The organism is Paeniglutamicibacter sp. ZC-3 (assembly GCF_025847175.2).
Classification (GTDB): domain Bacteria; phylum Actinomycetota; class Actinomycetes; order Actinomycetales; family Micrococcaceae; genus Paeniglutamicibacter; species Paeniglutamicibacter sulfureus.
Genome location: NZ_JAOYTG010000001.1, coordinates 153733 through 175430, shown reverse-complemented (window position 1 = coordinate 175430; position 21698 = coordinate 153733). Strand labels below are relative to the sequence as shown.

General features: G+C 65.1%; 23 protein-coding genes and 1 riboswitch. Of the genes, 16 read left to right on the top strand and 7 right to left on the bottom strand.

Annotation, left to right across the window (positions count from 1 at the left end; all coding sequences use genetic code 11):
• Positions 1 to 401 precede the first annotated feature (401 nt).
• A complete protein-coding gene (locus OIU93_RS00820; protein ID WP_264268157.1) occupies positions 402 to 635 on the bottom strand; it encodes a peroxiredoxin in 234 nt (77 codons plus the stop codon).
• A gap of 70 nt (positions 636 to 705) precedes the next feature.
• Positions 706 to 1110: a hypothetical protein gene (locus OIU93_RS00815; RefSeq protein ID WP_264268156.1), complete on the bottom strand. Its 405-nt coding sequence runs from the start codon at positions 1108 to 1110 to the stop codon at positions 706 to 708.
• A 241-nt stretch (positions 1111 to 1351) separates the two neighbouring features.
• Between OIU93_RS00815 and OIU93_RS00810 the strand changes: the two genes are divergently transcribed.
• Both OIU93_RS00810 and OIU93_RS00805 read left to right on the top strand, forming a co-directional pair.
• Complete coding sequence (locus tag OIU93_RS00810; protein ID WP_264268155.1) at positions 1352 to 2254, top strand: N-acetylglucosamine kinase; 903 nt, start codon at positions 1352 to 1354, stop codon at positions 2252 to 2254.
• Between the two features lie 117 nt (positions 2255 to 2371).
• On the top strand, positions 2372 to 2635 hold the full coding sequence (locus OIU93_RS00805; protein ID WP_264268154.1) for a hypothetical protein: 264 nt from the start codon (positions 2372 to 2374) through the stop codon (positions 2633 to 2635).
• Between the two features lie 32 nt (positions 2636 to 2667).
• On the opposite strand, the gene OIU93_RS00800 is transcribed toward OIU93_RS00805, so the two are convergent.
• Both OIU93_RS00800 and OIU93_RS00795 read right to left on the bottom strand, forming a co-directional pair.
• Positions 2668 to 3273, bottom strand: coding sequence for a HutD family protein (locus tag OIU93_RS00800; RefSeq protein ID WP_264268153.1), 606 nt, complete (start codon positions 3271 to 3273; stop codon positions 2668 to 2670).
• 20 nt (positions 3274 to 3293) lie between these two features.
• Positions 3294 to 3950, bottom strand: coding sequence for a LysE family translocator (locus OIU93_RS00795; protein ID WP_264268152.1), 657 nt, complete (start codon positions 3948 to 3950; stop codon positions 3294 to 3296).
• Here OIU93_RS00795 and OIU93_RS00790 point away from each other — a divergent pair.
• From OIU93_RS00790 to OIU93_RS00780, 3 genes are all read left to right on the top strand, one after another.
• Positions 3949 to 4236, top strand: a complete 288-nt coding sequence (locus tag OIU93_RS00790) for a hypothetical protein (protein ID WP_264268151.1) — start codon at positions 3949 to 3951, stop codon at positions 4234 to 4236. The two genes, OIU93_RS00795 and OIU93_RS00790, sit on opposite strands and share 2 nt — an antisense overlap.
• 31 nt (positions 4237 to 4267) lie before the next feature.
• Complete coding sequence (locus tag OIU93_RS00785; RefSeq protein ID WP_264268150.1) at positions 4268 to 4903, top strand: HpcH/HpaI aldolase/citrate lyase family protein; 636 nt, start codon at positions 4268 to 4270, stop codon at positions 4901 to 4903.
• 124 nt (positions 4904 to 5027) lie between these two features.
• Positions 5028 to 5306: a hypothetical protein gene (locus OIU93_RS00780; RefSeq protein ID WP_264268149.1), complete on the top strand. Its 279-nt coding sequence runs from the start codon at positions 5028 to 5030 to the stop codon at positions 5304 to 5306.
• A gap of 338 nt (positions 5307 to 5644) precedes the next feature.
• Here OIU93_RS00780 and hutH read toward each other — a convergent pair whose 3' ends face one another.
• Positions 5645 to 7228, bottom strand: a complete 1584-nt coding sequence (hutH, locus tag OIU93_RS00775; protein WP_264268148.1) for a histidine ammonia-lyase — start codon at positions 7226 to 7228, stop codon at positions 5645 to 5647.
• A gap of 213 nt (positions 7229 to 7441) precedes the next feature.
• On the opposite strand from hutH, the gene OIU93_RS00770 reads away from it, so the two are divergent.
• From OIU93_RS00770 to arfB, 8 genes are all read left to right on the top strand, one after another.
• On the top strand, positions 7442 to 8128 hold the full coding sequence (locus OIU93_RS00770; protein ID WP_264268147.1) for an IclR family transcriptional regulator: 687 nt from the start codon (positions 7442 to 7444) through the stop codon (positions 8126 to 8128).
• Positions 8129 to 8222: 94 nt separating this feature from the next.
• The gene (gene hutU / locus OIU93_RS00765) at positions 8223 to 9902 is read left to right on the top strand and encodes a urocanate hydratase (RefSeq protein ID WP_264268146.1); all 1680 of its coding nucleotides are present in this window, start codon (positions 8223 to 8225) and stop codon (positions 9900 to 9902) included.
• A gap of 33 nt (positions 9903 to 9935) precedes the next feature.
• Positions 9936 to 11279 (top strand): YjiH family protein, encoded by a 1344-nt coding sequence (locus OIU93_RS00760; RefSeq protein WP_264268145.1) that lies wholly within the window; start codon positions 9936 to 9938, stop codon positions 11277 to 11279.
• A 5-nt stretch (positions 11280 to 11284) separates the two neighbouring features.
• A complete protein-coding gene (locus OIU93_RS00755) occupies positions 11285 to 12568 on the top strand; it encodes an allantoate amidohydrolase (protein WP_264268144.1) in 1284 nt (427 codons plus the stop codon).
• Positions 12565 to 13812 carry a formimidoylglutamate deiminase gene (locus tag OIU93_RS00750; protein WP_264268143.1) on the top strand — a complete coding sequence of 416 codons (1248 nt, stop codon included), beginning with the start codon at positions 12565 to 12567 and terminating at the stop codon, positions 13810 to 13812. Before OIU93_RS00755 ends, OIU93_RS00750 begins: the two co-directional genes overlap by 4 nt.
• Positions 13809 to 15008 carry an imidazolonepropionase gene (hutI, locus tag OIU93_RS00745; RefSeq protein WP_264268142.1) on the top strand — a complete coding sequence of 400 codons (1200 nt, stop codon included), beginning with the start codon at positions 13809 to 13811 and terminating at the stop codon, positions 15006 to 15008. The genes OIU93_RS00750 and hutI overlap by 4 nt, the downstream gene beginning before the upstream one ends.
• A 45-nt stretch (positions 15009 to 15053) precedes the next feature.
• Positions 15054 to 15554: a thiol peroxidase gene (tpx, locus tag OIU93_RS00740; protein WP_264268141.1), complete on the top strand. Its 501-nt coding sequence runs from the start codon at positions 15054 to 15056 to the stop codon at positions 15552 to 15554.
• Positions 15555 to 15711: 157 nt separating this feature from the next.
• Positions 15712 to 16134 (top strand): alternative ribosome rescue aminoacyl-tRNA hydrolase ArfB, encoded by a 423-nt coding sequence (gene arfB, locus OIU93_RS00735; RefSeq protein WP_264268140.1) that lies wholly within the window; start codon positions 15712 to 15714, stop codon positions 16132 to 16134.
• Between the two features lie 111 nt (positions 16135 to 16245).
• On the opposite strand, the gene OIU93_RS00730 is transcribed toward arfB, so the two are convergent.
• On the bottom strand, positions 16246 to 17091 hold the full coding sequence (locus tag OIU93_RS00730) for a phosphotransferase family protein (RefSeq protein WP_264268139.1): 846 nt from the start codon (positions 17089 to 17091) through the stop codon (positions 16246 to 16248).
• Positions 17092 to 17209: 118 nt separating this feature from the next.
• Here OIU93_RS00730 and OIU93_RS00725 point away from each other — a divergent pair, with 118 nt between their 5' ends.
• Positions 17210 to 17968, top strand: a complete 759-nt coding sequence (locus tag OIU93_RS00725) for a CPBP family intramembrane glutamic endopeptidase (protein ID WP_264268138.1) — start codon at positions 17210 to 17212, stop codon at positions 17966 to 17968.
• Between the two features lie 208 nt (positions 17969 to 18176).
• Here the strand turns inward: OIU93_RS00725 and OIU93_RS00720 are convergent, their stop codons facing one another.
• Complete coding sequence (locus OIU93_RS00720) at positions 18177 to 18821, bottom strand: VOC family protein (RefSeq protein WP_264268137.1); 645 nt, start codon at positions 18819 to 18821, stop codon at positions 18177 to 18179.
• 165 nt (positions 18822 to 18986) lie between these two features.
• A riboswitch (SAM riboswitch) is annotated at positions 18987 to 19102 on the top strand.
• Positions 19103 to 19176: 74 nt separating this feature from the next.
• On the opposite strand from OIU93_RS00720, the gene OIU93_RS00715 reads away from it, so the two are divergent.
• On the top strand, positions 19177 to 20520 hold the full coding sequence (locus tag OIU93_RS00715) for a bifunctional o-acetylhomoserine/o-acetylserine sulfhydrylase (RefSeq protein WP_264268136.1): 1344 nt from the start codon (positions 19177 to 19179) through the stop codon (positions 20518 to 20520).
• A 2-nt stretch (positions 20521 to 20522) separates the two neighbouring features.
• The gene (locus tag OIU93_RS00710) at positions 20523 to 21695 is read left to right on the top strand and encodes a homoserine O-acetyltransferase (RefSeq protein ID WP_264268598.1); all 1173 of its coding nucleotides are present in this window, start codon (positions 20523 to 20525) and stop codon (positions 21693 to 21695) included.
• The last annotated feature ends 3 nt before the right edge of the window (positions 21696 to 21698 follow it).

The following is a 21698-nucleotide window of genomic DNA, read 5'->3' as shown; positions in this document are numbered from 1 at the left end:
ATCCAAGGCATGCAATAGGGGCCGTTGATTGAGGTTTTAGTGGCGGCTGAAAGATTTCCGAATGTTACCTATGACGTATGATTTGAAGTCACTTGGCCTTCCGGTGATGGCCCGAATGCGCAGGGAACCAGAGGCAAATCGATCGATATTTCAGACGGGTGGTTCAACCCCCTCCAGCGCGACAACAGTCGATCAGGCATCGATAGAAGTTCACCCGGTTCTCGGGCACCGCGGCTCGGCGGGAGTCCCTCAATCCACCGCTTGGAACGACGGTGCCAAGCGCCATTGGTCGAACGGGTCATGCATCATCCGGCCTCGATCGAGCGAATGTTGCAGGCATCCTGAAAACACGCGCAAAGAGCAAAGATCGGGCGTCAGCGGTGATATGAAACTTTAGTCGGCTAGGGATCCCGAAGTTGCGCGAGAAGACGACGCGGGTGGGCGTCCGTGTCGGTGATGCCAAGATTGGCATGGGCGATATTTCCCGCAACCACGATCAGGGTGCTGCGCACCAGTTCGGTGGCCGCGGAAAAGTCGGGATCCGATAGTAGCGGGTAGGCCAAGTGCAAACGCTCGACGGCCTCGGGCTGGTAGTCGGAATCCCGGTTGGAGAGACCGTAAAAACGGTATCCCATGGCCGCGCAGTCGGCTGCAAGATCGCGGAACTCGCACGAGGCGGGCGTCGATTTTGATGCGGGCGGGGCACTAATCCGGAAGGACCTGCCGATCCGGACCAACCACGGGCTCCGTGGTTCTCCGCTTCAGACGCCAGCGAATGAAAGTCGAAATTGTCCACATTAGGACGGTCGCCAGCACTCCGAGCGCGCCGCCAACCCAGGAACCGATTATCAAGCCGATCCCACGCAAATCCAGCCCACGGCCCTCTGAGAGTCCCGGGACATACGGCGGCTCGAAGATCGCGCCGACAACGATCCCGGCGAAGATCCCGTAAACGATCGAGGCAGCGACTCCCAGCACCAGGTACAGTCCCGGAGCCCTGCTGCCTCCGCGCATGTGCACGAGGCTGCCAACTGTGATCGACACCAGTGCTGCAGCGGACGTCAGCACCCAGAAGCCGATGAGGTCGTAGTCGTAGTCGTTGTAGTCCATGGGGCAAATGCCCGCCCTCTATTGGCAATGAAGCAGCCAGTCTATCGGCTTGGCCGTCTGGGGACCTGCGACTCGATTGCCAAGGAGTAGCCAATCCTTGATGCCGTGGGCTAAAGCCTGGCCATCGACCGAAGGCTCCGACTCATGGGTCAACTCGACTGCGGCTTGCTGGTCGGTGATGTAATGAAGGCAGGACGAGCAACCGCAACCCGGGCGGAACCGTGCCAGTCGGAAGGAAAACATGACACCCGCGAACGCCGAGAATCTGGCATTGGTGGGCTTGGACATCGGGGGCACCAAGACCCATGGCGTGCGTTGGTTCAATGGACACATCGTCGCCGAGGCTATGGCAGGCAGCGGCAATGTCCAGAACGTCAGCGTGGAAGTGGCCACCAGGAACATTGGGCGGATATTTGAGGAGCTTGGGTCGGGGCGCATCGATCGAGTCGTGGCCGGGGCCGGAGGCGTAGACACCGCCGAGGATGCACGGCGGCTGAGGGCGATGATCGAGGTGCATGCGCCAGGGGCCGCCATCCAGGTGGTGCACGATTCACGGCTCATTCTTGCAGCCGGCGAGACGGCCACTGGCATGGCAGTCATCCTGGGCACGGGCTCGGCATTCTGGGGGATCAACGCCGAGGCCCGGGAAGCGCGCGCCGGCGGGTGGGGCTATCTGCTGGGGGATGAGGCAAGTGGTTATTGGATGGGCCGCGAAGCGGTGCGGCACACCCTTCGAGAGTTCAACCGGAACCAGCAGCCAGGCATGTTGGCCCGCCTCGTGCTCCAGGCCAACGGTGTGGCATCGCCCGACGAGCTCATTGGGCTGTTCCATGGAGATACCGACAGGCGCTATTGGGCTCAGCAGTCCGACGTGGTCTTCAGGGCGCTCGAGTCGGGGGACCCTGCTGCCGCCCGGATCATCGACGATGCTGTCGCCTACGTGGCCGGGAACCTCGGGGATGTCTCGACCGTCCTCGGGATCCGGGGCCCGGTGATCATCGGCGGTGGACTGGGGATGCACCAGCCGGTTTACCAGCAACGCATTCGCACGGCACTCTCGGCCATGGGCCTGGAGGGCATTCGCTTCCTGGACGTGGATCCGGTCCTTGGGGCGCTCTTCATTGCCCAAGCGCCACGCTCCTAAATCGCAGGAATTTGCGGGAACTTGGCGAGAAAATTGCTGCCGCAGGCGGTGGCGAGTGCCCAAAGTGGGTGTGCCTGGTGGAGACTGGGGGAATCCATTCACGAAAGAAGGCAGCAAATGATCAATCTCAAGCAGGATTCGGACGGAAACGTCCGGATGAGCCGGCACTATCCGGAGAGCCTCACGATCTGCGTCACCTTCGCTGACGGGACGCAGGAAGAGGTCAGCGGGCGCCGGATGAACGAGATCTATGACGCGGCCCTGGCCGAATTCCGGTTGCAGAACAAGATGGATGCCAAGGGCTTCAAGCGCTCGCCGAAGGCCATCCACCGCAAGAACGCCGTCGGATTCGTTCCGGTCAAGCCCGGCCTGAACACCTAGCCGAGGGCTTCAACGGCCCTCGGTCCGTGTCATCACGGCAGGTCGAGGGACACCACGGCCATGAAGCCCCGACCGCTGATGCGCGGGGAGCCCTCCTCCCCGCCGATCACGGTGTCGCGCAGCTCGAGTGGATCCTCCGATTCCCCGCGCAGCACGGTTGCCTTTCCCTGCAACAGAACGCCGAACTGGGCACCGAAGAGATGCTGTTCGCGCTTCTTCGACAATTCCACGATGCGCACGTTGCCGCGCACCGCACCGGTGCGCGTGATCAGGTTCAGTGCCAGAACGTCTCCCGTGGGCAGTGCCGCGGCCGCGGTGCTGCCGCCGGCGAACTTCAAGGGGCGAAGAGCCTCCATCGCATGCGCTGTGCCGTCGATGGTCAATTCGAGCAGTTCACCGGCAATGACCGTCAGCGTCCGGTCGAATCCCCCATAGGGGGTGAAGTCCCCGGCGGCCTCGATGGAAGCCACACTCAGGCGCCAATCCCATTCCTTGCCCTCTGCCGGCAACAGGTTCGAGTCGGGTCCCAGTTTTCCGGCGGCGATTTCCCGGACTTCCCCCTGGGCCCATTTCCGCTTGGTGGAGTCGGCCAAATGCAGAATTGTGCCGGTTGCCAAGGACCGGTTCGTCGTCGTCATGACATGAAGTCTAGTGGGAACTAGCGGAATGCCCCGATGAACACCACCGCGCCCATGATGGCCAACGCCGCAGATGAAACGCCTTCCAGCCAGATGCCCACGGTGGGGCTCTTGAACCAGGCCATGGCCCGGGCCGCGATGGCGGTCAGCAACGACAGGTAGGCAAATCCCATGAGTGCGAATATCCCGCCGAGGAGCATCGCCGAACCCAGCATGTTGGATCCGACGGGAATGAACTGCGGCATCAGCGCAAGGAAAAGCAATCCCAGCTTCGGGTTCAAGGCCGCGGAAATCATCCCCGCCCGAACCGACTGGAAGAAGGTGTATTCGGTAGCGGAGGCGGTGGCCGACCGGGTGGTGGTGCGGGCGGTGGCTGCCGCCGCGCGGGCCAGGAACTGGGCCTTGATCAGCGAACCTATCCCGAGGTAGAGCAGGTATGCGCCGCCGACGAGGGCGATTCCCTGGTGGATGGCCGGGTAGGTCTGCAGCAGCGCCGCAACACCCAGACCGGCCAGGGCCGCCCAACCCATGATGGATGTCATCATGCCCAGCGCGGCGGCGATTCCATTGCGGGGGCGATTCAGGGCATAGCGCAGGGCCAGGAAGGTGTCTGGGCCCGGGGCCAACACCACGACAAGCGCGACCCCTGCGAAGCCAAGGAGAGAAGAAGACAGCATGGACACCATTATCTGGCTTGGCCTGCCCCGGCGTGAAACCGGATTCGCCGAATCCATGAGGGTTATTGGAATCCGGGTTGCTGGCGCCGTGGACCGGAAACCAAAACCGGCGAGCTTGAAAATGAACAGCATAAATGCCGAAAGGATGAAGGTCACAACCCATACTGAATCGTCTTGCGCACGGAAAAGCTGTAAATTTTCCATGGACTGCCTGCTGTTCGCAGGCAGGATTCTAGGAGGACAACTTGGCAAGGTATGCAGGCCGTGGACTGTGGCATTTTCTTGACTCACCGGCAATTCTGGCAACAACCTCAAAGATGGGTTTCGGTTGGCACGGGTTGGACATGCAGCATGGCCTGTGGAGTGAACCCCAAATAGTTTCCGCTCTTGCTGCCGCGCCACGTGGCAACATCGCCGTGCGGCTGCGAAGCGGAAGCTACGCAGATATTGGGTTCGCCCTCGATGCAGGTGCCACCCACATCATGGTTCCCATGGTCAATACGGCTGAAGAAGCCCAAGGGGTGGCCCACGCGGCAAGGTACGCTCCACCGGGCGGGAGAAGCTGGGGACCGATGAGTGCGCTGTTCGGGGCACCCGTGCTTAACCCGCAGGAAGCGAACTCTCGAATTCACCTGTCGGCGATGATTGAATCCGCCGAAGGACTGGAAAACCTGGACGCAATCCTTGGCACCCCGGGCATCAACTCCATATTCGTGGGCCCCGTCGACTTGGCAATGAGCCTCGAAACAGACGTCGATTCGTTGCTCGCCGCCAAGGAGTCCCCCCTTGGATACATCGCAAAAGCGTGCCATGACCGCCATATTGAAGTTGGGGCTTTCGCCGGCTCGTCAGTCAGGGCCAGCGCCTTCGAAGCACTCGGCTACGACTGGGTGGCCACCGATACGGACATGGGACTCCTGAAGGCCGGTGCCGCACAAGCCCTGGATGGCTGATTCTGCCGCCGAGGAGTCTGCCTGTGCACATAATCCACTGACCCGCTCAGTGTTCCTCAGATGGGACGGCCTAGGCGGAGTCCAGGCGGCAATCACTTGCCATGAAATCTGGAAGACTCGGCCCATGAATGACAACGGGCAAGCCCATGAACAGCTGGACCTCCTCAACGCGATCCGGGAAGCCTTGGAACGTCGAGAGGAGGTCTTCCAAATCATTGATGAGGCACCGGACGAATCAACGGCGCTAACTCGCCTCGCCGAGCTGCTTGATATCGGGGAGTCTGGCTGCCACGCAATACTTCACATGCAGGTCAGTCATTGGCTTGGAACGTGGCGCGACGGTCTCGAAGAAAAAGCCGAAAGTCTCCGTTTGCATCTTGAACGCAACGCGACTCAACCATAGCGCCGCACCACAGTTGATCGCCGACACCGCCATACGGGGGGTATCCTCAACAATTGGTCGTGGAGAGATCGATGTTGGGCAGCTCTGAGAAGTAATCACTACCCACGCCGGGGGAACCGTCCCGGTACAGGTTCCCTCGGCGGGCGCACCAGCTCAGTGCAGAGAACTTCGGACACCAGCGCAGTCGCCTTCGAAAAATGACAGTCGGGTCACCCCGCCGCCGTTGCGCCAAGGCGCCGGACGCAGTCTGGAGTAGGCCACGACGCTGCCGGGGAGCAATGCCCGGTTCCGTTCCTTTTCCATCAAATGATCCATTTGTTCGGCGGCGGGGGAGCTAGCTAGACCAGTGGGCTGCCGGCGGCCGAGTTCGCGGCGGCCAGCAACGAGCCGTCGGTGATCAGCTGGAATACGGACTCGATTTCCGGGGAGATGAAGCGGTCCGTGCCCGGGCCCTCGACCTTGGTGCGGATCGCCTCGCGCACCGCGGTGATGACGGGAGAGGACTTGGTGGTGGCCAGGCCTCCGTCACGCATGTCCAGGGCGCGGGAGCTGGTGAGCAATTCGATGGCCAGCACGCGTGCGAGCCCGTCGATGCCCTTGCGCAGCTTGAGCCCGGCGTGCCAGCCCATGGAGACATGGTCCTCCTGCATGGCGGAGGACGGGATGGAGTCCACCGAGGCGGGAACGGCCAGGCGCTTGAGCTCGGAGACGATGCCGGCCGCGGTGTACTGGGCGATCATGTGCCCGGAGTCGACCCCCGGGTCGTCGGCCAAGAAGGCGTTCAGGCCGTGGCTGCGGGCGGTGTCCAGGAAGCGGTCGGTGCGGCGCTCGGAGATCGAGGCCAGGTCCGCAACGGCGATGGCCAGGAAGTCCAGCACGTAGCCCATCGGTGCGCCGTGGAAGTTTCCGTTGGACTCGACGCGGCCGTCCATGGTGACCACCGGGTTGTCGATGGCCGAGGCCAACTCGATGGACGCGACGGATTCGGCGTGGGCCAGGGTGGCGCGCACCGCGCCGTGGACCTGCGGGGCGCAACGCAGCGAGTAGGCGTCCTGCACGCGGGTGAACTTGTGCGCCCCGGCCTTCTGTTCGGCCAGCAGCGCGGAGCCGGCGAGCACTGCGCGCATGTTGGCGGCGGAGTCGATCTGTCCCGGGTGCGGGCGCAGCGCATGCAGGTCGGCGGCGAAGACATCGTCGGTGCCCAACAGGCCCTCGACGCTCATGGCGGCGGAAAGGTCCGCGATGGTCACCAGGTCGCGCAGGTCGGCGGCGGCCATGAGCAGCATGCCGAGCATGCCGTCGGTGCCGTTGATCAGCGCCAGGCCTTCCTTCTCGGCCAGCACGACCGGCTCGATGCCGGCCGCTGCCAGGGCCGCGGAGGCATCGACGAGTTCGCCGGCGGCATTGCGGACCTTGCCCTCGCCCATGACGGCCAGGGCGCAGTGCGAGAGCGGGGCCAGGTCCCCGGAGCAGCCCAGCGAGCCGTATTCGCCAATGACCGGGGTGATCTGTGCGTTCAACAGCGCCGCGTAGGTCCGGGCGACGACCGGGCGCACGCCGGTGCGGCCGGTGGCCATGGTGGAGAGGCGGTTGAGCATGAGCCCGCGGATGACCTCGCGGGGCACCTCCGCGCCGGAGGAGGCGGCGTGCGAGCGGATGAGCGAGCGCTGCAGCTGGGCGCGCAGCTCGATCGGGATCTGCTTGGTGGCCAGTGCGCCGAACCCGGTGGAAACGCCGTAGTGCGGGACCGTGTCGGTGACCAGCGCGTCGATGACGGTGCGGGATTCAGCCATGGCGTCGAGCGACTCGGAGGAAAGCTCGACCGGGGCCAGATGGCGGGCGACCTTGACGACATCGTGCGGGAGCAATGCCCCGGTGGAGACGGTGACGGCGCCCGTGGAAATGGTGGCGTTGGGATTCATGGATTTTTCCTTCTGACAGGCGGGGCTTTTGAGATGCCGTGTGATCCGGCTCTCGCAAACACTTGCCAAGGGATGAAATTAGCGTTTCAATAAGTGAAACGCATCACGTGGTCCCGGGGCAAGCCCTGGGGACGGGAATTTTGCCCGGGAGCGCCCAACGGCACCCTCCTGAGAGCGGTTCCACACACCGAATCACCAACATGGAGGAAAACCGTGGCAGAACCGGCAACCCGAACAGTGGAACGAGCCCTGCAACTTCTGGGGGCGGTTTGCGATGCCGGGGCCGTATCGCTGGCCGAGGTCTCCCGCGGCACCGAACTCTCGGCCTCCACGGCCCTGCGCCTGCTGCGCACCCTGGAGAACAGCGGTTTCGTGCGCAAGGACGCGGACGGCGAATACCGGCCCGGCCTGCGCCTCGTGCAGCTTGGCGCCCAGGCGCTGAGCCACGAATCGCTGATCCACCTGGCAGCGCCGGCGCTGCAGCGACTGGTCGACGCGACCGGCGAATCCGCCTACCTTTCGGTGCGCGGACACCAGGGCACGGGAAGCGACCACGCCGTGTACCTGGCCATCGCCGAGGGCACCCACTCGGTGCGCCATGCTTCCTGGGTGGGCCGCAGCGTCCCGCTGGCCGGCTCAAGCCTGGGAGTCGTGTTCGCCGGAAACACCCCGGATGCCGGGTACGTGGTTTCCGACAAGGGTGTCGAGGCAGACGTCACGGCCATCGCCGCTCCGCTGCGGCAGCTCGGGGCACCGGGAGCGGCCGTGGACGGCGGACCCGTTGCCGCGATATCCGTGGTGGCACCCAGCTACCGGATGAACCCGGAGGAGATTCAACGCATCGGGCAGCTGGTTGCCGCCGAGGCCCATGCGCTGCTGGGCACCGCAGTCGGCAGTTAGCCGGAGCACCAACCCCACCCTGCCCTTCGAGCGACCCCGCGACAACCCACAGGGCACCACCAGATTTGGCACCACCGACAAGGAGAACCATTCCATGAGCTTCACCCAACACGATCCCTCGCGCGTGATTCGCGCCCCGCGCGGCACCATGCTGACCGCCAAGTCCTGGGCCACCGAGGCCCCGCTGCGCATGCTGATGAACAACCTGGACCCGGAGGTCGCCGAGCGCCCCGAGGACCTGGTCGTCTACGGCGGCACCGGACGCGCCGCCCGTTCCTGGGAAGCCTACGACGCGATCATCAAGACGCTGACGGACCTGGAAGAGGACGAAACACTGCTGATCCAGTCCGGCAAGCCGGTCGGGGTCTTCCGCACCAACAAGTGGGCGCCGCGGGTGCTGATCGCCAACTCCAACCTGGTCGGGGACTGGGCCACCTGGCCCGAATTCCGCAAGCTGGAGGCCGAGGGCCTGATGATGTACGGGCAGATGACCGCCGGGTCCTGGATCTACATCGGCACCCAGGGCATCCTGCAGGGAACCTATGAGACCTTTGCGGCCATCGGTGCCAAGCGCTTCGGCGGCACGCTGGCCAACACGCTGACCCTGACCGGAGGCTGCGGCGGCATGGGCGGGGCCCAGCCGCTGGCCGTCACGCTGAACGGCGGAGCAGTGCTGATCGTCGACGTGTCCGAGGAGCGCCTGCGCCGCCGTCTGGGCAAGCGCTACCTTGACGACGTCGAGCTGGACCTGGACGCGGCCATCGCCAAGGTCACCGCCGCGAAGAGCGAGGGCCGGGGCCTCTCGGTGGGCTACGTCGGCAACGCCGCGCAGGTCTTCCCGGAGCTGCTGCGCCGCCAGCAGGCCGGCGAGGTCTCCTTCGACATCGTCACCGACCAGACCAGCGCGCACGACCCGCTGTCCTACCTGCCGGTGGAATACACGCTTGAACAGTGGGACGCCGAGGCCACGGCCGATCCGGAGGGCTTCACCAAGAAGGCCCAGGCCTCCATGGCCCGCCACGTGGAGGCGATGGTCGGCTTCCAGGACCTCGGAGCCGAGGTCTTCGACTACGGCAACTCCATCCGCGACGAGGCTCGCCAAGGCGGCTACGACCGGGCGTTCGAGTTCCCGGGCTTCGTCCCGGCCTATATCCGTCCGCTCTTCTGCGAGGGCCTTGGCCCGTTCCGCTGGGTGGCGCTCTCCGGGGATCCGGAGGACATCCGCGTGACCGACGAGGCGCTCAAGGAGCTCTTCCCGGAAAACGAGCACCTGCACCGCTGGCTCAATGCGGCCCAGGAACATGTCGAATTCGAGGGCCTGCCGGCGCGCATCTGCTGGCTGGGCTACGGCGACCGCGCGAAGGCCGGGGTGCTGTTCAACAGGCTGGTCGCCGAGGGCAAGGTCTCCGCGCCGATCGTGATCGGCCGCGACCACCTCGACTCCGGTTCCGTGGCATCCCCGTACCGCGAAACCGAGAGCATGTTGGACGGCTCGGACGCCATCGCCGACTGGCCGCTGCTCAACGCCCTGACCGCCACGTCCTCCGGTGCCACCTGGGTCTCGATCCACCACGGCGGCGGGGTCGGCATCGGCCGCTCCATCCACGCCGGACAGGTCTCGCTCGCCGACGGCTCCGAGCTGGCCGCGGCCAAGCTGGAGGCGCTGCTGACCAACGACCCCGGCATGGGCGTGATCCGCCACGTGGATGCCGGCTACGAACGCGCCATCGAGGTCGCGCAGGAGCGCGGCGTACGCATCCCGATGGCCCAATAAGCCCCCCACTCCCACTCGAAAAGGACAACTCCCATGTCTGGAACGAACAACACCGAGCTCGATGTCCAACGCACCTCCGCGCAGCCGCGGGGCAAGTGGCGATTCTTCGTGTACAGCCTCATCGGCGTGTTCATGTTCTTCATCCCGATCACCATCGGCGGCAAGGAGACGATCCCGCTGGACCATCTGGTCGGCTGGATCATCGCGGGCCTCGGCGACGCGGTGCGCTTCGTGGCCCTGGCGCTCATCCTTGCCGGGACGATCTACCCCTTCGCCTCCGGGCGGTGGCGCGAGTCGGGCATCAAGAAGGTGTTCGCGTTCCTGAACATCATCGGCCTGGTGGTCGGCACCATGCTGGTGTTCAAGGCCGGCCCGGCGCTGCTTTTTGAACCGGACCTGGGACCCTTCCTCTTCGACAAGCTCGTGATCCCCGTGGGCATGATCGTTCCGGTGGGGGCCATCTTCCTGGCGCTGCTGGTGGGCTACGGGCTGATGGAATTCGTCGGCGTGCTGGTCCAGCGGGTCATGCGCCCGATCTGGCGCACCCCGGGCCGCTCGGCCGTCGACGCCGTCGCCTCCTTCGTGGGCAGCTACTCGCTGGGCCTGCTGATCACCGACCGGATGTACCAGTCCGGGCGCTACACCGCCCGGGAGTCGGCCATCATCGCCACCGGGTTCTCCACCGTCTCGGTCACCTTCATGGTGATCGTGGCCAAGACGCTGGACATCATGCACCTGTGGCTGCCCTACTTCTTCCTCTCCTTCGGCGTCACCTTCCTGGTCACCGCCATCTGCGTGCGGCTTCCCCCGCTCAGCCGCATCAAGGACGACTACTACCCGCAGGCCGTCGCCTCCCCGGAGGAGAAGGTCACCACCCGCCGCCTGGCCACCGCGTGGAACGAGGCCATGGGCACGCTCGCTGACGCTCCCTCGCTGGGGCGCAACATCTGGGTGAACTTCCGCGACGGGCTGCTCATGGCCATGGCGATCCTGCCCTCGATCCTCTCGGTGGGGCTGATCGGGTTGCTGCTGGCCCGCTTCACCCCGATCTTCGACTGGCTGGGCTACATCTTCGTGCCGATCACCTGGGCCGTGGGCCTGCCCGATCCGGTGCTGGCAGCCAAGGCCTCCGCCGTGGGCATCGCCGAGATGTTCCTGCCGGCCACCGTGGTGGCGGGCCACGAATCCGAGCACCTGCGCCTGGTCATCGGGGTAGTGTGTGTCTCTGCCATCATCTTCTTCTCGGCCGTGGTGCCGTGCATCCTCGCCACCCGGATCCCGCTGAAGGTCTGGCACCTGGTCGTCATCTGGGCCCAGCGCGTCGCCCTGACCCTGCTCATCGCCAGCCCCGTTGCCTTCCTCATGGTCGGCAGATAGGAATCATGAACGTGCAAACCCACACCGTCAACTCGCTGCTGGCGGCCATCAACGACATCGGTCGCGACAACACCCGCGGGGGCTACTCGCGCCCCGTGTATTCATCGGCGGAAACCACGCTGCGCGAATGGTTCATGGCCGAGGCCAAAGCTCGGTCCCTGGAGGTTTCCACCGACGCCAACGGCATCATCTGGGCCTGGTGGGATACGCCCGGCTCGCCCAAGGACGAGGCCTCTCGCCGCGGCGCCCTGGTCACCGGCTCCCACCTGGACTCGGTGCCCGGGGGCGGGGCGTTTGACGGCCCGCTCGGGGTGGCCAGCGCCTTGGCCGCCTTCGACGTGCTGGCGGCGCGCGAGTCCGAAGGCTCGCTGCAGCGGAACCGGGCCCTGGCCCTGACCGTCTTCCCGGAAGAGGAGGGCTCGCGCTTCGGCGTGGCCTGCCTGGGCTCGAGGCTGCTCACCGGGGCCATCGACCCCTCCAAGGCGTTGAACCTGCGCGACGCCGACGGGAACACCTTCGCCGACGTTGCCTCCTCCAACGGCCTTGACCCTGCACGCATGGGCAGGGACGAGGCGGCGCTGGCTAGCATCGGTGACTTCATCGAGCTGCACGTGGAGCAGGGGCGCGGGCTGAACACCGAGGAACACACCGACGCCGCCGGACGCGGACCGGCGGTGGCCATCGGCAGCTCCATCCTGGGGCACGGGCGCTGGCGGTTGAGCTTCTCCGGTCAGGGAAACCACGCCGGCACCACGCTGATGGTGGACCGCGCCGACCCCATGGTCGCCGCCGCGCAGCTGGTGGTGAAGGTCCGCGAGTTCGCGCGCGCCCAGGCCGATGCCCGGGCCACCGTGGGCCGGCTCGAACCTGTCCCCGGGGGCACCAACGTGATTGCCTCGCGGGTGGACCTCTGGCTCGATGTGCGCCACCCCGATGACGCGGTCACCGCGATGCTGGTGGAAAAGATCCACGGCCAGGCCCAGAAGATCGCCGCCTTCGAGGGCTGCTCGGTGGCGCTCACCGAGGAATCCCTCTCCGGGACAGTGAACTTCGACCCGGCGCTGACCCGTGCGCTGGAAAAATCCGTGCACCGGCTCATCCCCAACGCGCCCCTGCTGCCCACCGGGGCCGGACACGATGCCGGCGTTCTCGCCGCCGAGGTTCCCTCCGGAATGATCTACGTGCGCAACCCCTCGGGCATCAGCCACTCGCCGGAGGAATACGTGGAGCACGACGACGCGGCTGCCGGCGTCGCGGCGCTCGCCGACGTGCTGGAGGACCTGCTGTGAGCCTGCCATCGAACACCGTGCGCGTGCCGGCACCGGTGAACGCGCACTCCCACGCCTTCCACCGGATCCTGCGAGGCCGCACGCACGAGGGCGAACACGGGGGAGCGGGTACCTTCTGGACCTGGCGCGAGCACATGTACGCCTCCGCGCACTCGCTGACCCCGGCCGCCTACCAGCAGCTTGCCACCGCCGTCTTCGCGGAGATGGCATGCGCCGGGTACAGCGCCGTGGGGGAATTCCACTACCTGCACCACCGCAACGACGGGACACCCTACGGTGCGGCCGGCCCGGACTCCGAGCCGCACGCCATGGAACTCGCACTGGGGAGGGCAGCCCTGGCCGCGGGCATCCGCCTGGTGCTGCTCGACACCTGCTACCTGCAAGGGGGCCTGGGGCCCGACGGATCCGTACTGGAACTCGATGAGACCCAGCAGCGCTTCAGCGACGGGACCGCCGCCGGGTGGCTCGAACGCCACGGGCGCCTGGGCACCGCATTGAAGGACCTTGATGCGGGCACCGGGCTGCTCACCCTGGGTGCGGCGATCCACTCGGTGCGGGCAGTGGCACCGGATGACCTCGAATACATTCGCCACCATCTGGACCGCGAAGAACCACTGCACATCCACCTGTCCGAACAGCCCGCGGAGAACCAAGCCTGCCAGGCCGCCTACGGGCTCAGCCCCACCGGGTTGCTTGAAAAAACAGGGCTGATCAAGCCACGGCTCTCCGCAGTGCACGCAACCCACTTGGGCGAGGCGGACATCGAGGCGCTCGGTTGGGGAATGGCAAACATCGTCATGTGCCCCACCACCGAGGCGGATCTGGGGGACGGCATCGGCCCTGCCCGCGAGCTCGCCGATGCGGGCGCCCACATCGCCCTGGGCAGCGACCAGCACGCGGTGCTCGATCCCTACCTGGAACAGCGCGCCCTCGAACACGGGGAGCGGCTGCGCAGTGGAGAGCGCGGGAGGTTCTCTCCCGCGGAGATTGCCGCCGCCGCACGGGAAGGAGGATTGCGTTCGCTGGGCCTTCCGGAGAACGACGACCACCTGGTCGTGGCCACCGACTCGGTCCGCACCGCCGGATCGCGCACCGGCCAGCTTCCGCTCACCGCCACGGCCGCCGACGTCGCCGAGGTACACATCAACGGGGAACTGGTCGCCGGCAACGGCATCCACACCCGACTCGGCGACCCCGCCGAACTCTACGCCGCCTTCTTCGAGACCTACCCGGAGTTTTCATGAGCACCACGCTGATCACCAACCTGTCCGAGATCTTCACCGCGGACGCCACCCAGACCGTCATCAAGGACGCTGCAATCCTCATTGAAGACGAAAGGATCGCCTGGATCGGGGAAGCCGCCGAAGCACCCGAGGCCGACGAAACCATCGACGCCGGCCACCGAGCCGCGTTGCCGGGCTGGGTCGACTCGCACACGCACCTGGTCTTCGCGGGGGACCGCAGCCAGGAGTTCGTCGCCCGCATGGCCGGGCAGGACTACGCGGCCGGCGGCATCGCCGTGACCACCGCCGCCACCCGGGCCGCCAGCGACTATGACCTCACCCGGCTGCTGCTGGGCCGGGCGGCAGAGGCGCTGGCCGGGGGCACCACCTACCTGGAGACCAAGACCGGCTACGGACTCGGCGTCGAGGAGGAAGCCCGGCACGCCCGGATCGCCTCCACCGTGGTGGACCAGGTGACGTTCCTGGGCGCCCACCTGGTGCCCGCCGACATGGACGCGCAGGACTACACGGACCTGGTCTGCGGCGAGATGCTGGAGCGGGTGCGGCCCTACGTGCAGTTCGCCGATGTCTTTTGCGAGCGCGGGGCCTTCAACGAGGCCCAGTCACGCCAGGTCCTCACAGCGTCCCGGGATGCAGGCCTGGGGCTGCGCGTCCACGGCAACCAGCTGGGCCCCGGCCCCGGGGTGCAGCTGGCGGTGGAGTTCGGAGCCGCCAGCGTGGACCACGTGAACTACCTAGATGAAGCGGATGTGACGGCGCTCGCCGGATCCTGGAAAAATTGGGATGCCGGCTCCCGGAGCGGCACGGCCGGAACCGTGGCGACCTGCCTGCCGGCCTGCGACCTCTCGACCCGCCAGCCCCTGGCACCGGGCCGCGAACTGCTCGATGCCGGGGTGCAGATCGCCCTGGCGTCGAACTGCAACCCCGGGACCTCCTACACCTCGTCGATGGCGTTTTGCGTGGCCACCGCGGTATTGCAGATGCACCTGGGTATCGAAGAGGCCATTGTCGCGGCAACCTACGGGGGAGCACTGGCCCTGGGTGTACAGGATCTGGTGGGCTCCCTCGAGGTGGGCAAGCGGGCGGACATCCAGTTGCTCAACGCGCCCTCGGTGGCGCACCTGGCCTACCGCCCGGGCATGAACCTCACCGGTCCGGTGTTCCGTGCGGGCACGTTGGCGGCGGGACGCCTCTAGCGAAACGCTTCGTGATGGGAGGCACCTTCGTGATAAACAAGGAGCATGGCTATTACTGCACTCAAAGGTACCCCTGTCCAGACCGTTGGCGAACTGCCCGCCGTTGGCGAAACCGCTCCTGACTTCACGCTCACCGGTGCCGACCTCGGCAACGTGACCAGCTCCGAGCTGCGCGGCAAGCGCGTCGTGCTGAACATCTTCCCGTCCATCGACACCGGCGTCTGCGCTTCCTCGGTCCGCAAGTTCAACGAACTGGCCGCAGGACTCGAGAACACCGCCGTGGTTTGCGCCTCGGCCGACCTGCCGTTCGCGCTGGGCCGCTTCTGCGGTGCCGAGGGCATCGAAAACGTTGTTCCGACCTCGACCTTCCGCTCCGATTTCGGCGCCGAATTCGGCCTCACCCTGGGCGACGGCCCGATGCAGGGCCTGCTGGCCCGCGCGATCGTCGTCCTGGACGAGAAGGGCGCTGTCCTGCACACCGAGGTCGTTCCCGAGATCACCACCGAGCCGAACTACGACGCAGCCGTCGCGGCACTGTCCAACTAACGCGTAGGCCGGGGAGGCCGGGCGCGAACCCAGGAATTCCTGGGTTCGGAGCCCGGCCTCCTTTTTCGTGTCCGGACGCGCGACACGGTGGCAGGAACCGGAGGGCGGCACCGAGCTGGTTGCATCGGCCGTTGTCACACCGTGCAACACTTAAGTCATGGATCTGTTGGTGTCGCCCGCGCTCACGATTCCCGCAGCGGAATTGGGCTGGCGGTTCTCACGTTCCTCGGGGCCCGGCGGCCAACACGTCAACACCTCCGACAGCCGCGTCGAACTCTTCTGGAACGTCACCGATTCGTTGGTGCTCACCGAAACCCAGCGGATGTTGCTGGCCACCCGCCTGGAGCGTCGCCTCATTGACGGGGTGATCACCGTGTCGGCCTCGGAGCAGCGCTCCCAGCTTCGCAATCGTGATACCGCCCTGCGCAAACTCGCAGAACTGGTGGCCTCCGGCCTGGCCCCCGAACCGGCCCGCCGACGAGCGACCAAGCCCACCCGCGGTTCGAAGCAGCGGCGTCTGGCGGCGAAGGGCCAGCGCTCGGAAACGAAACGGCAGCGGCGACGGCCCACCGCCGAGTAGACCCCTGACCCGTTTCCCGTGGCCGCACGCCCACATGGACGGCATCCCTGATCGGGCCGCATTCCCGCGAATGGCCCCTGACTATGTCAGTGACCTGAGGCCGAACGCCGTCTAACCGTGGCCGGCTGCCGCTGCCGCTGCGACGAGGCGCGGCCCGATCTTGTCAATCAACGCACCGATGTCCCGGTTCGGATTCAGCGACGCATCGAAGACGCTCTCCAGAGCCATGGCTCCGAGCCACAGGCGGGCCCGCCATGCCTCTTCCTGGTTCGGGGCAATGGCATCAAGGACGTCCGCGCCGTGCCATGAGGCCAGATATGCGGCGTTCAATGTAGGGTCCCAGGCGGCGGCCAAGTCCCAGTCCAGGACGCCGAGAAGTTCGCCGTCGTGCCAGCGCATGTTGTGCCCGGCGAGGTCCCCGTGCACCAGGGACGCCGGAACCGTTTCAAAGGCAGGGATGGTGTCCAGCACCCGCCGCGCGGCATCGACGAGGTCCGGGGGCAAGGCCTTCAAGGTAGCGTCGATCTTCTGCGCGGTCCATGGCCCCCGATAGGAAAACGGCGGTGCCAGCAGGTTGGCCAACGGGCGCACATCGACGGCAGCGAGTTCCTCGAGAACCGAGCGCAGGCGCACGACATCACCCGTGTGTGGCGGGTACGCGGCACCCGGGACGTAGCGCTGGATGACGGCGGAGAAATCCTTTTCGTGCCACACCTGGCTTAAGGCGGTGGGCAACTGGAAACTGAACGTGCCCGACAGCGCCTGAACCAGGTCCATCCGTCGTTGCATGTCCGCGGCGGCCCCGGCGGTGCGACTCATACGCATGACCGCCTGGTCGCGGGCCACCAGCACGAGGTGGAATTGTCCGCCCTCATCGACTCGTGCTGCCTTCCAATCCGGGCCCGGGAAAAGGGCGTTGGCCAGTTCGTATTCGTGGGGCAGCGCTTCTCGGGTCACACCAACCATCCTTGCAGGTCAACAGGTGTGTGGGTACACAGGATCAACACGTAGGATCGAACGCATGGGTTTGGAAGCGTCGGGAAACACCCGGTTCGGCGAAGTGTTGGGGAGATCGATGACTGACGCCGTTACGCGCCGTGGACTGAAGATCGAGCTGCTTATTGTTCTGGGTTTGTCCCTCGGCCGATCGGGTATCTACGCCATCGTGAACCTCATCGACAAGATGACTCGGGCGCCCCTGGGCTCACAGACGACGTCGCTGAACAACTCATTGAACCAACGCCAGTACTTCGACCTGACTTACCAGCTGCTGGACATCTTTTTTGCCCTGGTGCCGGTGATGCTGGTGTTCTACCTGCTCTGGCGGATTCCCGGAGGAAATCCGTTTGGCAGGCTTGGCTTTGACCTGGTGCGGCCGGTACGCGACCTGGGGTGGGGAATCGGGTTGTTCCTGGTCATGGGCATCGGAACCCTTGGCGTCTATGCGGTGGGCCGTGCGCTCGGCTTGACCACGATCATCGTGCCGGCAGCATTGGACGATTATTGGTGGACTGTCCCGATTCTGGTCTTCTCCGCGATCCGCCACGGCATCCTGGAAGAAGTGATCGTCGTCGGGTACCTCTTTGAGCGCCTCGGGCGACTGGGCTGGGGCAAATGGCACATCATTTGCGTCAGTGCCGTGCTTCGGGGCAGCTACCACCTGTACCAAGGCGTTGGCCCGTTCATCGGGAACGTCGCCATGGGTGTGGTGTTCGGCTACGTGTATTCCAGGAAAGGCAGGGTCATGCCGCTGGTTATCGCCCACGCGTTCCTGGACGTTGCGGGATTCGTCGGTTATGCGCTGGTGGGTACAGCAATCGGGTTGGGATCCTAAAGCACGGTTTGATCACTTTTCGCCGATGACTGCCGGTTTCCGGCCGGATCGATAGTCTCGAGGAAATCGGGCCCACCGGCATCCCTCGCGCCTCGCTTGGCGTGGCGCCGTAACCGTCGGCGGAGCAGACAAGGAATTAATCAATGTGGGGGTGTCCGGATCACCTCCGGACACCCCCACGTTGCTAGTGCTTCCCATGACTGCTTTGTTACAGCGTGATGGGACCCGTGGGAGTTTCAAACGTTACCGAAAGGATTCCCGGCGTCCCGTTCGGCGCTTGCCAATCGACAACAACGTCGCCAACGGGCAACTGCTCGGGTTGTCCGAGCCAGTCGGCGACCCGTTCGCTGGAGCCGGCGATGCAGATTGAGGAAATTTTCCCCACAGGATCCAGTGCCTTCGAGGGGTGCAGATCCTCGGTGCCCTCATCCCAGCGAAGCATGTAGGGAACCTGCGGGTCCGCAATCAGGCCGTTGATGCCGATCTGGCGCCAGGTCAGTTCCCGTCCATCGGGGAATTTCCGGTTTCCCGGCACCGAGCCGCGGCCCAGGCGTGCCTCGGCAGGAGCCAAGTCGTCAACAGCGACGCACCACCCCATCCAGCCACCTCCGAGTTCGGAGCGGGCGCGAACGGCCTGGCCAAACGGTGCCTTGTCAGACGACGGGTGGTTGAGTACTTCGACAACTTCCAGGTACTGGTTGTTCTTCAGCGGGAAGATGACATTGCGCGTACCAAAACGTGGATGCACACCGCCCTTTACTGATTCGAGTCCAAGAACCGCGCCGATCCTAGCGGCAGTTGCCGCTAGACCGTCGGGTCCACAAGCGTAAGTTACATGGTCGAGCCTCATCATGTGCCCATCATGGCACTTTGTGATCTGGCTCTCGACTTAGGTTGACCTAACTTGCGTTTCAGTTGGTCGTTTTAAACGTCTGCGGCTAGTGCGATTGCCGCCAACTTGTCACAATTTGAGATGTGGTTGCGAACATGTGAAGCCCTGGGCCAGACTTATTGACAAGGTCATGAGTTTCAGCAGAAAGCCCCGGCTTGCTGAACGGCAACCCTCCGCCGCGGTGGGGTGCCCCGGGTGAAGACCAGGCCCCACGTCAAAACGACGTGGGACAAGCGCGGGAATGCCCCCAGCCAAGACACGGCCACCGCCGGAGTCGGCTTCGGGCATACCCCCTAGAATCCTTGAAGGGGAAGATATGTCTAACAACTGGTCCTTTGAAACCCGCCAGATCCACGTGGGACAGGAGCCCGACTCCGCAACCGGTGCACGAGCACTGCCCATCTACCAGACGTCGTCATTCGTGTTTCCGAGCGCCGAAAGCGCCGCTGCACGTTTTGCCCTGGCCGAGCTCGAGCCGATCTACACGCGTATCGGAAATCCCACGCAGGACGCCGTTGAGCAGCGGATTGCCAGCCTCGAAGGTGGAGTTGGCGCACTGCTGTTGGCCTCAGGACAAGCTGCCACCACCTATTCGATCCTGAACCTTGCCGAGGCCGGAGACCACATCGTGGCCAGCCCGAGCCTCTACGGCGGAACCCAAAACCTGTTCAAGCACTCGCTGCGCAAGCTGGGCATCGAAGTCACCTTTGTTTCGGACCCGGATGACCTGGAAGGCTGGCGATCAGCCGTCCAACCCAACACCAAGGCGTTCTTCGGCGAAGTGGTTTCCAACCCGCGCCAGGACGTGCTGGACATCGAAGCCGTTTCCGCCATTGCGCATGAGGCAGGTGTGCCGCTGATCGTTGACAACACCTTGGCCACGCCGTTCCTGATCCGCCCGATCGAGTGGGGAGCCGACATCGTGGTCCATTCCGCCACCAAGTACCTCGGTGGACACGGAACGGCAATCGCCGGTGTCATTGTTGACTCGGGCAATTTCGACTTTGCCGCCGACCCGCAGAAATTCCCCGGCTTCAACACCCCCGACGAGTCGTACAACGGCCTGGTCTTCGCCCGGGACCTCGGCGTCAACGGTGCACTAGGCGCCAACCTTGCCTACGTCCTCAAGGCACGCGTGCAACTGTTGCGCGACCTCGGGTCGGCAGTTTCCCCGTTCAATGCATTCCTGATTGCCCAGGGGCTGGAAACGCTGTCGCTGCGCATGGAGCGCCACGTCTCCAATGCCGTGGAAGTTGCACAATGGCTGGAGACACAACCACAGGTGCAGCGCGTCCACTACGCGGGGATCGAATCCAGCGCGTGGTTCGAGCGCGGGCGCAAGTATGGACCCAAGGGCATTGGCGCCATTGTTTCGTTCGAGATTTCCGGCGGGAGCGAAGCGGGCCAGGGCTTTGGCGATGCGCTGACGCTGCACTCCCATGTCGCCAACCTGGGCGACGTGCGTTCGCTGGTTATCCACCCGGCGTCGACGACCCACGCGCAACTCACCGAGGAGGAGCAGGTTGCCGCAGGCGTGTCCCCGGGACTTGTCCGCTTGAGCGTCGGCATTGAGAATATTGCCGACATCATCGGCGACCTGAAGGTTGGCTTCGAATCAGTGGCCACCTCTGCCGATGTTGAATTTCAGGGTACCCGGTGAGTGTGGAGACAAACGTGGTCCTTTATGACGCAGAAACGGCAGCGGCGTTGGACTACGCCCCCGACGGCATCCTGCAGCACCTGAAAACCGGTTCCTATACGTTCGAGACCGGTGCGACGCTGCCGGAAATCGTACTGGGATACGAGACCTGGGGCACGTTGAATGCAGATGCCTCCAACGCCGTCCTCATCGCCCATGCACTGACAGGCGATAGCCATGTCGCCCGTGGAGCCTCGACGGAACCCGGCTGGTGGGACGGATTTGTGGGACCGGGCAAGACGGTGGACACCGATAAATATTTCGTGGTTGCAGCCAACATGGTCGGCGGTTGCTCCGGCAGCACCGGCCCGGCCAGCCTTGACCCGGACGGGGTCCCCTGGGGATCACGGTTCCCCTTCACGACCATCAAGGATTCGGTGCGGCTGGAGGCACGCCTGGCCGACGAGCTGGGTATCGCTGCGTGGCACACGGTGCTGGGTGGATCCATGGGCGGTGCCCGTGCCCTGGAGTGGGCCGTCGAATTCCCCGAACGCGTCAGGAACTGCGTGGTGGTGGCGGCTTCGGCCGAGTCCTCGGCCGAGCAGATCGCCTTCGCACAGGCGCAGACCGCCGCCATCAAGTTGGACCCGGAGTTCGCCGGCGGCGATTACTACGCCAACGAGCTCATTCCGTCGGCCGGGTTGGGGATTGCCCGGCGGATTGCCCACATCACCTACCGGACAGCGACGGAACTCGACGTTCGGTTCGGGCGGATGCCGCAGGGCGACGAACTGCCTGTCTCAAGTCCCGGTCTTGACCGCGGTCGATACCAGGTGGAAAGCTACCTGGACCACCAGGCAAGCAAGTTGGTGGGCCGCTTCGACGCCAACAGCTATTTGGTGCTGACCGAGGCCCTCATGAGCCATGACATTGCCAGGGGCCACGAGTCCATCGAGGCCGCCCTTGCGCGACTGGCAGAGGTAAATGTCCTGGTGGCTGCCGTGGATTCGGACCGCCTGTATTGGCCCGAGCAGTCTGAGCGACTTGCCGCGTTGCTGCCGAATCCCTGCAAGGTCCAGTACATCACCTCGCCGATTGGCCACGATGGCTTCCTCACCGACATCGAGCAACTTGGCGATGCCCTGGGCGAGCGCGTTTTCGTCCGGGAACCCGACATTCAGGCCGACGCCGGGTAGCTC

Bases quoted from the DNA above. Each gene is read 5' to 3' on its own strand.
- tpx (WP_264268141.1), top strand. From the start codon at position 15,054: ATGGCTATTACTGCACTCAAAGGTACCCCTGTCCAGACCGTTGGCGAA.
- OIU93_RS00725 (WP_264268138.1), top strand. From the start codon at position 17,210: ATGACTGACGCCGTTACGCGCCGTGGACTGAAGATCGAGCTGCTTATT.
- OIU93_RS00760 (WP_264268145.1), top strand. From the start codon at position 9,936: ATGTCTGGAACGAACAACACCGAGCTCGATGTCCAACGCACCTCCGCG.
- OIU93_RS00795 (WP_264268152.1), bottom strand. From the start codon at position 3,950: ATGCTGTCTTCTTCTCTCCTTGGCTTCGCAGGGGTCGCGCTTGTCGTG.
- OIU93_RS00815 (WP_264268156.1), bottom strand. From the start codon at position 1,110: ATGGACTACAACGACTACGACTACGACCTCATCGGCTTCTGGGTGCTG.
- OIU93_RS00805 (WP_264268154.1), top strand. From the start codon at position 2,372: ATGATCAATCTCAAGCAGGATTCGGACGGAAACGTCCGGATGAGCCGG.
- hutH (WP_264268148.1), bottom strand. From the start codon at position 7,228: ATGAATCCCAACGCCACCATTTCCACGGGCGCCGTCACCGTCTCCACC.
- OIU93_RS00820 (WP_264268157.1), bottom strand. From the start codon at position 635: ATGGGATACCGTTTTTACGGTCTCTCCAACCGGGATTCCGACTACCAG.
- OIU93_RS00800 (WP_264268153.1), bottom strand. From the start codon at position 3,273: ATGACGACGACGAACCGGTCCTTGGCAACCGGCACAATTCTGCATTTG.
- OIU93_RS00810 (WP_264268155.1), top strand. From the start codon at position 1,352: ATGACACCCGCGAACGCCGAGAATCTGGCATTGGTGGGCTTGGACATC.
- hutI (WP_264268142.1), top strand. From the start codon at position 13,809: ATGAGCACCACGCTGATCACCAACCTGTCCGAGATCTTCACCGCGGAC.
- OIU93_RS00790 (WP_264268151.1), top strand. From the start codon at position 3,949: ATGGACACCATTATCTGGCTTGGCCTGCCCCGGCGTGAAACCGGATTC.
- OIU93_RS00785 (WP_264268150.1), top strand. From the start codon at position 4,268: ATGGGTTTCGGTTGGCACGGGTTGGACATGCAGCATGGCCTGTGGAGT.
- OIU93_RS00755 (WP_264268144.1), top strand. From the start codon at position 11,285: ATGAACGTGCAAACCCACACCGTCAACTCGCTGCTGGCGGCCATCAAC.
- OIU93_RS00720 (WP_264268137.1), bottom strand. From the start codon at position 18,821: ATGATGAGGCTCGACCATGTAACTTACGCTTGTGGACCCGACGGTCTA.
- OIU93_RS00715 (WP_264268136.1), top strand. From the start codon at position 19,177: ATGTCTAACAACTGGTCCTTTGAAACCCGCCAGATCCACGTGGGACAG.
- OIU93_RS00780 (WP_264268149.1), top strand. From the start codon at position 5,028: ATGAATGACAACGGGCAAGCCCATGAACAGCTGGACCTCCTCAACGCG.
- arfB (WP_264268140.1), top strand. From the start codon at position 15,712: ATGGATCTGTTGGTGTCGCCCGCGCTCACGATTCCCGCAGCGGAATTG.
- hutU (WP_264268146.1), top strand. From the start codon at position 8,223: ATGAGCTTCACCCAACACGATCCCTCGCGCGTGATTCGCGCCCCGCGC.